This is a genomic window from Mesorhizobium sp. M8A.F.Ca.ET.021.01.1.1 (assembly GCF_003998025.1).
Classification (GTDB): Bacteria; Pseudomonadota; Alphaproteobacteria; order Rhizobiales; family Rhizobiaceae; genus Mesorhizobium.
The window spans coordinates 1-9,818 of the sequence record NZ_RZSJ01000194.1 but is presented as its reverse complement, the minus strand read 5'-3'; the positions used below and the strand labels follow the sequence as shown (position 1 = coordinate 9,818).

Annotated in this window: 9 protein-coding genes and 1 pseudogene; 4 read left to right on the top strand and 6 right to left on the bottom strand. The window is 65.0% G+C overall.

The genetic code is table 11. The annotated features are described in order from the left end of the window. Positions 1 to 84: 84 nt before the first annotated feature. A pseudogene (locus EOA36_RS16855) lies at positions 85 to 882 on the bottom strand (ATP phosphoribosyltransferase regulatory subunit); the annotation flags it as partial. A gap of 181 nt (positions 883 to 1,063) precedes the next feature. Further along, positions 1,064 to 2,560 carry a histidine--tRNA ligase gene (gene hisS / locus EOA36_RS16850; RefSeq protein WP_127278596.1) on the bottom strand — a complete coding sequence of 499 codons (1,497 nt, stop codon included), beginning with the start codon at positions 2,558 to 2,560 and terminating at the stop codon, positions 1,064 to 1,066. Between the two features lie 251 nt (positions 2,561 to 2,811). On the opposite strand from hisS, the gene EOA36_RS16845 reads away from it, so the two are divergent. Together EOA36_RS16845 and EOA36_RS16840 are read left to right on the top strand one after the other, a co-directional pair. Further along, positions 2,812 to 3,063: a hypothetical protein gene (locus EOA36_RS16845; RefSeq protein ID WP_127278595.1), complete on the top strand. Its 252-nt coding sequence runs from the start codon at positions 2,812 to 2,814 to the stop codon at positions 3,061 to 3,063. Positions 3,064 to 3,114: 51 nt separating this feature from the next. Then, the gene (locus EOA36_RS16840) at positions 3,115 to 3,504 is read left to right on the top strand and encodes a hypothetical protein (RefSeq protein ID WP_127278594.1); all 390 of its coding nucleotides are present in this window, start codon (positions 3,115 to 3,117) and stop codon (positions 3,502 to 3,504) included. Between the two features lie 89 nt (positions 3,505 to 3,593). On the opposite strand, the gene EOA36_RS16835 is transcribed toward EOA36_RS16840, so the two are convergent. Beyond that, positions 3,594 to 4,232 carry a DNA-3-methyladenine glycosylase I gene (locus EOA36_RS16835; protein WP_127278593.1) on the bottom strand — a complete coding sequence of 213 codons (639 nt, stop codon included), beginning with the start codon at positions 4,230 to 4,232 and terminating at the stop codon, positions 3,594 to 3,596. Between the two features lie 212 nt (positions 4,233 to 4,444). On the opposite strand from EOA36_RS16835, the gene EOA36_RS16830 reads away from it, so the two are divergent. Beyond that, complete coding sequence (locus tag EOA36_RS16830; RefSeq protein ID WP_127278592.1) at positions 4,445 to 5,173, top strand: L,D-transpeptidase; 729 nt, start codon at positions 4,445 to 4,447, stop codon at positions 5,171 to 5,173. A 289-nt stretch (positions 5,174 to 5,462) separates the two neighbouring features. Then, the gene (locus EOA36_RS16825) at positions 5,463 to 6,383 is read left to right on the top strand and encodes a bifunctional 5,10-methylenetetrahydrofolate dehydrogenase/5,10-methenyltetrahydrofolate cyclohydrolase (protein WP_127278591.1); all 921 of its coding nucleotides are present in this window, start codon (positions 5,463 to 5,465) and stop codon (positions 6,381 to 6,383) included. A gap of 176 nt (positions 6,384 to 6,559) precedes the next feature. On the opposite strand, the gene glcF is transcribed toward EOA36_RS16825, so the two are convergent. The 3 genes from glcF to EOA36_RS16805 form a co-directional block, all read right to left on the bottom strand. Further along, positions 6,560 to 7,885, bottom strand: a complete 1,326-nt coding sequence (glcF, locus tag EOA36_RS16820) for a glycolate oxidase subunit GlcF (protein ID WP_127278590.1) — start codon at positions 7,883 to 7,885, stop codon at positions 6,560 to 6,562. Positions 7,886 to 7,895: 10 nt separating this feature from the next. Continuing rightward, the gene (locus EOA36_RS16815; protein ID WP_127278589.1) at positions 7,896 to 9,101 is read right to left on the bottom strand and encodes an FAD-binding protein; all 1,206 of its coding nucleotides are present in this window, start codon (positions 9,099 to 9,101) and stop codon (positions 7,896 to 7,898) included. 239 nt (positions 9,102 to 9,340) lie between these two features. Continuing rightward, a partial coding sequence (locus EOA36_RS16805) for an FAD-linked oxidase C-terminal domain-containing protein (protein WP_281040061.1) occupies positions 9,341 to 9,818 on the bottom strand: 478 nt, incomplete at its 5' end.

The following is a 9,818-nucleotide window of genomic DNA, read 5'->3' as shown; positions in this document are numbered from 1 at the left end:
CGCCTTGGCGCGGCCCAGGCATTGGAAACCTTCGCCGCCGGCGCCGGACTTTCATTGGGTGCGGCGCTGGAAAAAAAAACTGCCCGCGCCATCGAGCGGCACGTCGATGGCCAGAAAACCTTTCAGCGCCGCGAAGGCCTCGTTCGACAGCCGCACGCTGCGCAACTCGGCCTTCTCGATGAGCCGCCGCGCGATGTCCGACGGCGCGCGGCCGGCCGATGCCGAGAGGCCGGCCTCCTCCATGCCGCCGGCAATGTGCTGGGAAAGGCCGTCCAGATCACCGTCGAGGACAAGCGCTGCGACCGGGCCGGAGAGCTGGCCGTTGCGCGGCGGGTTGGCGAGATCGGCGAGTGCCGCCTCCAGCATCGGCGCCGAGCCGAAGGCGCGCGCCAGCCGCATGCGCCAGCCGCGCGGCAGGCCGAGTGCCGCCAGCACCGCCTCGAAGATGCCCTGATCACCGAGCGTGACCACCAGCGGCCTGCCGGGCAGCACCAGCGAAAGCAGTGCGTGCGCGTCAGCGACAGAGCGGGCATCCGCTTCAGCCGTGTCGCGGTCGCCGAGATCCTCGATGCCGGCCTGAAAGAACTCGTTGCCGCCCTCGCGGCGCTGGCGAAACACCTCGCCGAGATAGGAATAGCGGCGCGGCGTGCCGGCCTGGCTGGTTATGTGGTCGAGACAGACCGGAATGGTGAATTCGGGCCGCAGGCAGAGCGTCTGCCCAGTCTCGCTCTCCGTAAGGAAAATGCGCCGGCGCAGATCCTCGCCGGCCATGTCGAGGAACGGATCGGCCGGCTGCAGCACGGCAACTTCCACCGCATGCGTGTTGCGGGTTGCGAAGAGCGCGATGATGTCGGCTGATATGGCGGGGTAGCGGGAGGTCATATGCCGCGCCCTTCCCTTCTCCCCCTGTGGGAGAAGGTGGATCGGCGCGCAGCGCCGAGACGGTTGAGGGGTGCGTGTCGGAATGAAGCGTTTGCGTTCCCTGGAACACCCCTCATCCGACCTCGCTTCGCGAGGCCACCTTCTCCCACAAGGGGAGAAGGACAAGAGCGCGCGGCGCTCGTCACTTGGTCCGCTCCTGGGCCTGCGCCGCCAAGATCTTCTTCACTTCGGCGACCAGCTCGCTTTCCGCCACCGTCACCTGCGCCGGGCGCGCGGCGCGCCATTCGGCATTGTCGGTGATTTCGGCGGACATGCGCGCGCCTTCGATCAGGTCCTTGATCTGCAGTTCACCCTTGGCGCGCTCGTCGCCGCCCTGAATGATGGCGACCGGACAGCCGCGACGGTCGGCATATTTGAGCTGCGCCTTCATGCCGGCGCCGCCGAGGTACATTTCGGAGCGGATGCCGGCGGCGCGCAGTTCCGCCACCATCTTCTGGTAGCGGCCGAGGCTTTCCGTGTCCTTGTCCATGACCAGCACGACAACCGGCGCGATCACGTCGGCGCTTCCGAGCTTGCCAAGGTTCTTCAGCGCCGTCATCAGCCTGGAGACGCCGATGGAAAAGCCCGTCGCCGGCACCGGCTCACCGCGGAAGCGTGAGACCAATCCGTCATAGCGGCCGCCGCCACCGACCGAGCCGAAGCGTACGATCTGGCCGTCCTCATTGGGGATCTCGGCCAGCAGTTCGGCCTCGAAGACGGGACCCGTGTAATATTCCAGGCCGCGCACGACGGAACGGTCCATGGCGATGCGGTCCTCGCCGTATCCGGCGGCCCTGACCAAGGCTTCGATCGTCGCGAGTTCGCCGACGCCCTCCTGGTAGACCGTGTTGCCGCTGACGCTGGCATCCTGGCCGGCCTGCGCATTGCGCGCCGTCGCCAGAAGGACGGCTTGGGCTTGAGTATCGTTCAGCCCGGCGCCCTTGGCGAAGTCGCCCTCGCCTTCCTTGCCGCCATCCCAACGCCCTGGGCCAAGCAGAAGCCGGACACCTTCCGCGCCGAGCTTGTCCAGCTTGTCGATGGCACGCAGCACGGTCAGCCGACGACCGGCATTCTCCTCGCCGCCAAGGCCGATTGCTTCCAGCACGCCGTCCAGCACCTTGCGGTTGTTGACGCGGATGACATAGTCGCCGCGCTTGATGCCGAGCGCTTCCATGACGTCGGCCATCATCATCGCCATCTCTGCATCCGCCGCAACGCCCGGCGTGCCGATCGTATCGGCGTCGAACTGCATGAACTGGCGGAAGCGGCCGGGGCCGGGCTTTTCGTTGCGGAACACCCAGCCGGACCGGTAGCTGCGGTATGGCTTGGGCAGGCGTTCGAAATTCTCGGCGACGAAGCGTGCCGTCGGCGCTGTTAGGTCGTAGCGCAGCGACAGCCACTGGTCGTCATCGTCCTGGAAGGAGAACACGCCTTCGTTCGGCCGGTCCTGGTCGGGCAGGAATTTGCCGAGCGCATCGGTGTATTCGATCAGCGGCTGGTCGGCCGGCTCGAAGCCATAGAGCTCATAGACCGAGCGGATCGTCGCCATCATCTTCTCGACGGCGCGGATGTCCTCGGCGCCGCGGTCGGCAAACCCGCGCGGCAGCCGCGCTTTCGTCTTTTCCGATTTGTCGGCCATAATCTGGGCACCCGATGGTTCATGACTTCGTGGCGCGGTAAATCTACCGCGTTCCACAGCGCGCGTTTCCTAACCGATGAAGCCGGGAGCGGCAAGGGTTGGCGCCCCGCGGCGCACCCGACGAGATCAGGAAAAATCGAAACCCTCTGAAACAAAAACACGCCAGAAGTGAAACAATGCCGCCATGAGCGCGGCATCGTGCCGACACAATCGCGGCCGATACAGCGCATCGAAACGAAGGGGTTCAGGACATGACCAGTGCAACGGAATTCCAGGCCAACGGCGAGGCCGGTGAACTGCCCACACGCTTGCGCCCTGCGGGCACCCATGCACCGAAAATGGCTGGCCAGGCGGCCGGGCCGTTCGATGTACCCGCCGACACCGGCAAGGGATCTTCCCTGCGCGACGCCCTGGTGACCGGCCTGCTGGTGATCTATCCGACAGTGGCCACCGTGGCGGCAATCGTCGCCGGGCTGTTCCTGGCCGGCGCCAACGGCACCTGAAACCGTCCGTTTCGCTGGATGCGATTTTCATTCTTGATCAGGGGATTGAGCATGCGACTGGGCTACGCATACGCGCTTGGCTGCGCGTTTTTACTTGGGGCGGCCAATCCGGCCAGCGCCGCAGGCTGCAAGCCGGGGGACGCGGGCCTTGCCGGCCATTACTACCTGCGCGGCGTCATGGAGGTCGGCTCCGAACTGCTGCTGAAGAAGGACGGCAGCTTCGAGTTCATGCTCGCCTATGGCGCCAATGACCAGTACGGTAAGGGCTGTTGGGTGAAAAAGGGCTCGACGGTCGAGGTCATCCCCGCCGGACGCAGTTCGGCATCGACGCATCATACGCCCGACGACAGCGGTTTCAGCGGCCTTGTGCTGAGCATTTCAGGCCGCAGCCTGGTGTGGGACATCAATGGCAGCGGACACAAGGGACGGTTCGAGAAGTGAGGGCAGCGCGACACCTGGGAAGGTCGGCGCCGCCCCTCATCCGGCCTTCGGCCACCTTCTCCCCGTGAACGGGGAGAAGGAAAAAGCAGCTATTTCGGCCGCTTGAAAGCCTTCCGCTGCTTCTCGACCTGCTTGCGGCATACACAGCCTTCGAGATGGTCGTTGACCAGCCCCATGGCCTGCATGAAGGCGTAGACCGTGGTCGGGCCGACGAAGCTCCAGCCTCGCTTCTTCAGGTCCTTCGAAATCCGCACGGAAACCGCGGTGGTCGGGTTGGCGCGCAGATGGGCGAGATCGACGGTTTGCGGCCGTTCCTCCTTGCCGGGTTCGAACCTCCAGAACCAGGCGGCCAGCGAGCCGAACTCGTCGACCATTTCGCGGGCGCGTTTGGCGTTGTTGATGGTCGAGACGATCTTGCCGCGATGGCGGATGATACCGGCATTGCCGAGCAGGCGTTCCACATCCTTGTCGGTGAAGGCGGCGACCTTGTCGAAGTCGAAGCCGGCGAAGGCCTCGCGAAAATTCTCCCGCTTGCGCAAAATGGTCAGCCATGAGAGGCCCGACTGAAACCCTTCGAGGCAGATCTTCTCGAACAGCCTACGGTCGTCGGCCACCGGCCGGCCCCATTCATGGTCGTGGTAGTGCAGATAGTCGGGCAGATTGCCATGCCAGAAGCAGCGCACGACACCGTCAGGACCGGCAAGCAGGCCGGTGTTTTCATTGCTCATCTCAAGAGATCCATCCGTTAACGCGCTTCCGCGCTGCTTTTACCGTGGCTTTACCAGATTCCTGAACCCGGCGGTAACCACACCAAAAGGTTTACTGACAGAACCGCATTTTACGCATTCCGATTCATGTTTCGGTTGCTGCTCGCCGCCAATGATCGCGCAAACCGGGAGCGTTCTTGCCCGGCGTATCAGGCTATCAAGGTGCGTTCCCGATGAAATTCCTGCTTCCGTTGTTCAGCGCGGCGGTGCTTGCCGCAAGCGTCATGCCCTCCCTTGCCGACGACCGCTATGCCGACAGGCCGCCGGTGATGGTGAGCCCCGACCTTTCCGCGCCCTGGGTGCTGCAGCTTGGCCATGCGCCGGGCATCGTGCGGCAGAACCGACAGGCCGTGCAGCAGCCGCGCCAGCGCACCGCGCAGCCCGACCGTGTGCAGACGGCGGGCGTGCAGGCGCCGGCCAAGCGCATGGTCATGCGCCCGCAGATCAACCCGGTCTACCTGCCGCAGGAAGTCGCTTATGACGGAGGCCAGAAGCCAGGCACCATCGTCATCGATACCACGCAGAATTTCCTCTATCTGGTCGAGAAGAACGGCAAGGCGCGGCGTTACGGCGTCGGCACCGGCAAGCCCGGCTTCGAATGGTCGGGCACCCACAAGATCACCAACAAGCGCGTCTGGCCGGACTGGCGTCCGCCTGCGGAGATGATCAAGCGCGAGGCGGCCAAGGGCCGCTACCTGCCGACTTATCTGGCCGGCGGGATGGAAAACCCGCTCGGCGCGCGCGCGCTCTATATCGGCACGACGGAGTACCGCATCCACGGCACCAACCAGCCCTGGACGATCGGCGGCGCGGTGTCGTCGGGCTGCATCCGCATGCGCAACGAGGACGTGGTCGACCTTTATGAGCGGGTCAATGTCGGAACCACGGTCGAGGTGATATAATGATAGCGAATCAGCCGGTTAAGCAGTGCTGAGCAGGTTTTTGCGCGCTGTTGCCCTCAAGCCATAGCGCGCTTCTGGAAGACGTGCTTAGACTGGCGGCGAGTTAACGGGGGACGGGCCGTGTGGGGATACGGCCAGTCACGAGAGGGCAGCACGGGTAACCGGGCTGCCCTTTTCGTTTCACGGTGCGACAGGTCGCCCCGGAGGCACGGTGTTTCGCTTTCAGGGCTGATTTCCGGGCCATGCTCTGCTATTGCAGTGCACAATCTTCCCACCAAAGGTTCGAGCTATGTCCCTCTCCGACGACAGCCGCTATCTCAAGGGCGGCCCGGTCGCCCAGCGCATCATCGCCGCCGTGCGCGAGGACGCGGCCATTGCCAAAGCCGAGGGTTTCCCGCCCAAGCTGATCTCGATCACCGTCGGCGATACCGACGCGGTCGATGTCTATGTACGCAACCAGCGCGCCAAGGCTCAGCTCGCCGGCATCGATTTCGAGGAGCGGCGCTTTCCCGCCACCATCACCTCGGGTGAGCTGGAAGCAGCCATCCACGGGCTGAACGCCGATCCGCGCGTCACCGGCATCATCATCCAGCGGCCGGTTCCCGCGCATATCCCGGTCAAGACGCTGCAGGCAGCGGTGCATCCGCTGAAGGATGTCGAGGGCATGCACCCGGCCTCGATCGGCAACATCGTCTACAACCAGCTCGACCTCGCGCCCTGCACGGCCGCGGCCTCGGTCGAACTGCTCAAGGAAACCGGCCTCGACCTCAAGGGACTGGAAGTGGTCGTCGTCGGCCATTCGGAAATCGTCGGCAAGCCGATCGCCTTCCTGTTGATGAGCGAAGGCGCGACCGTGACGGTCTGCCATCACATGACCCGGTCGGTCGCCGCCCATGCGCGGCGCGCCGACGCGCTGTTCGTCGCCGTCGGCAAGCCAAGGCTGATCAAGGCCGACATGGTGAAGCCAGGTGCGGCCGTCATCGACATCGGCATCAATTCCGAAATCGGGCCTGATGGCACCAGCCGCGTCGTCGGCGACGTCGACACCGACAGCGTCAAGCACGTGGCCTCCTGGATCACCCCGGTTCCAGGCGGCGTCGGCCCGATCACGGTGGCCATCTTGCTGCGCAACACGATGGTCGCGCTCAGCCGCCAGCGCGCGCTCTACGAGGCGACCTACGGCACGGCCGACAGGCTGGCGGCGGAATAAGACAGGGCGGCGTCACCCCCCTCACCCAGCCTCCGCTTTGCTCGGCTGACCTCTCCCCGAGGGGAGAGGAGACTATCACCGCCGGCGTCAACCTCTTCTCCCCGACGGGGAGAAGGTGGCCGCGAAGCGGCCGGATGAGGGGGATTTGCCGTAACTCTGACAGGGGCAACGCCGCGCTACTCAGCCGCAACCAGCCTTTCCTCGGAGACGCCTTCCGGTCGCGGCCCGCCATAGGCCCAGTCGAGCAGCTTGACCGTGTGCACCACCGGCATCCTGGCAGCGGACGCGATCTGCGTGATGCAGCCGATATTGCCCGTGGCGACGATCGCGGCGCCCGTCGCCTCGATGTTTTTCACCTTGCGGTCGCGCAGCCTGGCCGAAATCTCGGGCTGCAGAATGTTGTAGGTGCCGGCCGAGCCACAACAGAGATGGCCCTCGCGCGGCTCGCGCACGATGAAACCGGCCCTGGCGAGCAGTTCCTTCGGCTGACGCGTGATCTTCTGGCCGTGCTGCATCGAGCAGGCCGAGTGATAGGCGACGACCGCGCCCGGCTTGCGCACCGGTTCGGGCAGATCGATGGCGGACAGATACTCGGTGATGTCCTTGGCCAGCGCCGACACGCGCGCGGCCTTGTCGGCATAGGCCGGATCGAGCCGCAGCATGAAGCCGTAATCCTTGATCGTCGTGCCGCAGCCCGACGCGGTGATGATGATGGCGTCGAGCCCGCCCTCATCGATGGCACGGGTCCAGGCATCGACATTCTGCCTGGCCGAAGCAAGAGCGGCTTCCTCCCGTCCCATATGATGAACCAGTGCGCCGCAGCAGCCCTCGCCCGGCGGCACCACAACCTCGACGCCGAGCCGTGTCAGCAGCGAGATGGCCGTATCGTTGATGCCGGGATCCAGCACCGATTGCGCGCAGCCGGTCAGGATGGCCACGCGTCCTCTTTTCGCTAACTGTCCGGCATGGATGCCCGGCAAGGCCATCGGCGAGGCTGCCGGGATTGATGCCGGCGCGAGCTTGAGCATCGCGCCGAGCGGCTTCAGCGCCGGGATTTTTTCGAACAGGCCGATGAACGGCTTGCCGAGCTTCGCTAGTTTGAGCGCGGCGCGGAAGCGACGGGGATAGGGCAGTACGAAGGCGAGCATGGCGCGGGTCAACCGGTCGAGCAGCGGCCGCTTGTAGGTTTGCTGGATATGGGCGCGGGCATGGTCGACCAGATGCATGTAGTTCACGCCTGAGGGGCATGTCGTCATGCAGGCGAGGCAGGACAGGCAACGATCGATATGGGTGACGATTTCCTTGTCGGCGGGACGGCCGTTCTCCAGCATGTCCTTGATCAGGTAGATGCGCCCGCGCGGCGAATCGAGCTCGTTGCCAAGCGTCACATAGGTCGGGCAGGTGGCGGTGCAGAAGCCGCAATGGACACATTTGCGCAGGATTTTTTCGGACTCGGCGACATGCGGATTAGCTAGCTGTGCGGGCGAAAAATTGGTCTGCATCTCTGATGTCCTAGGCCATGCGGCCGGGATTGAGGATGTTCTTCGGATCGAATTCCTGCTTCAGCCGCTGGCTGAGTGCCGCCAGCGCCGGCGCCTGCGGTTCGAACACCGGCAAGGCAGCGCGGTGGGCAGGCGCGGCGCGCACCAGCGTCGCGTGGCCGCCGCCGTGTTTTCTCAAGAGACCGCGCAGCAAAGCGGCTTCCGGATCCCCCTCTTCCATACGCAGCCACACCAGCCCACCCTGCCAGTCATAGAAGGCGCTGACGGCGGCCTGCATGCGCAGCGTCAGGACCATCTGGTGGCCCTGCGCAGGCGTCATAGAGACCCGCCAGACCGGCTTCCCGCTGCCGTCCGCGAAGGGCCTGATATCCCTGATATCACGCCAGATTGCCTTGGAGGTCTCGCTGGTAATCTCGTCCAGCGGGCCGGCCTTGCCGAGCAGTGTTTTCAGCGCTGCAATGCGATAGTCAACGGACGGGCCAAAGCCTTCGACGCGCAGCAGCGTGGCGGCTTCAGTGCCGAGCGCTCCGCCCGCGACGCGCGCGGCAATGCGCTCCGGCAAATGGGCGGCACTCGACACTTCGGCGCTGGAGCCGAGCGCCAGGGCCATGGCGGCGCAGGCGGCATCGTCGAGCAGGCCACGGACGGCGAGCGTGACTTCGGTCTCGGCGGCTGGCAGCACCTTGAAGGTGAGGTCGGTGAAGACGGCCAATGTACCCCAGCTGTTGGCCATCAGCTTCGACAGATCGTAGCCGGTGACGTTCTTGACCACGCGGCCGCCCGACTTGAACGCTTCGCCCCGACCGGAGACGACGTTGATGCCGAGAATATGATCGCGCGCGGCGCCCGCCTTCAGCCGGCGCGGACCGGACAGGTTGGCGCCGAGCACGCCGCCAATGGTGCCTTTTCCCGGCTCGCCGCCGAGCAGCGGGCCGTAATCCATCGGCTCGAAGGCGAACTGCTGACCGTTGTCCGCCAGCAGCCTTTCGATATCGGCCAGCGGCGTGCCGGCCTTTGCCGACAGCACCAGTTCGGCGGGTTCGTAGAGGGTCACGCCTGAGAGTTTCGACAGGTCGAGTGTATGCTCGGTCTGCAACGGACGACCGATGCCGCGCTTGGAGCCGTGGCCGAGGATTTCGAGCGATGTTTCCTCCGCCGCCGCCCAGGCAACGGTGGAGAGGACTTCGGCTGGGGTAAGTGGGGTGAAGGTGGTCATGAGTTCGCGCCTTTCCTCGCCCCCGCGAAGTGGGGGAGACAGGATAGGCCGAGTTCCGTCGCGCCCCCCTCTGTCCTGCCGGACATCTCCCCCTCAAGGGGGGCGATCAGATGTCGCGCAGGGTTTCGCCAATCTTCTGCGTTGAAGAAAAGCCGAAGCGCACAAACAGCCAATCTCCCCCCTTGAGGGCGAGATGTCCGGCAGGACAGAGGGGGGTGTTCGCGCGCCGACATATCCGCTCAAAACCTCGGAATGTCCGGGAACGCCACTTGGCCCCGATGCACGTGCATGCGGCCCAGTTCGGCGCAGCGGCGCAGCTGCGGGAAGACCTTGCCGGGATTGAGAAGATGGTTGGGGTCGAAAGCGCATTTGACGCGCATTTGCTGGTCGAGGTCGACCTGGTTGAACATTTCCGGCATCAGGTCGCGCTTCTCGACCCCCACGCCATGCTCGCCGGTGAGCACGCCACCGACCTTGACGCAGAGCCGCAAAATGTCGGCGCCGAAGCTTTCGGCCTTGTCGAGTTCGCCCGGCACGTTGGCATCGTAGAGAATGAGCGGATGCAGATTGCCGTCGCCGGCGTGGAAAACGTTGGCGACGCCGAGACCGTATTTTTCCGACAGCTCGCGCATGCCGGCCAACACGCGCGGCAGTTCCTTGCGCGGGATGGTGCCGTCCATGCAGTAGTAATCGGGCGAGACGCGGCCAACGGCGGGG

What these genes read in the sequence shown, in the direction of transcription:
- hisS (WP_127278596.1), bottom strand. Translation starts at nt 2,560, where the DNA reads ATGGCCGACAAATCGGAAAAGACGAAAGCGCGGCTGCCGCGCGGGTTT.
- EOA36_RS16825 (WP_127278591.1), top strand. Translation starts at nt 5,463, where the DNA reads ATGTCCCTCTCCGACGACAGCCGCTATCTCAAGGGCGGCCCGGTCGCC.
- EOA36_RS16845 (WP_127278595.1), top strand. Translation starts at nt 2,812, where the DNA reads ATGACCAGTGCAACGGAATTCCAGGCCAACGGCGAGGCCGGTGAACTG.
- EOA36_RS16830 (WP_127278592.1), top strand. Translation starts at nt 4,445, where the DNA reads ATGAAATTCCTGCTTCCGTTGTTCAGCGCGGCGGTGCTTGCCGCAAGC.
- glcF (WP_127278590.1), bottom strand. Translation starts at nt 7,885, where the DNA reads ATGCAGACCAATTTTTCGCCCGCACAGCTAGCTAATCCGCATGTCGCC.
- EOA36_RS16840 (WP_127278594.1), top strand. Translation starts at nt 3,115, where the DNA reads ATGCGACTGGGCTACGCATACGCGCTTGGCTGCGCGTTTTTACTTGGG.
- EOA36_RS16815 (WP_127278589.1), bottom strand. Translation starts at nt 9,101, where the DNA reads ATGACCACCTTCACCCCACTTACCCCAGCCGAAGTCCTCTCCACCGTT.
- EOA36_RS16835 (WP_127278593.1), bottom strand. Translation starts at nt 4,232, where the DNA reads ATGAGCAATGAAAACACCGGCCTGCTTGCCGGTCCTGACGGTGTCGTG.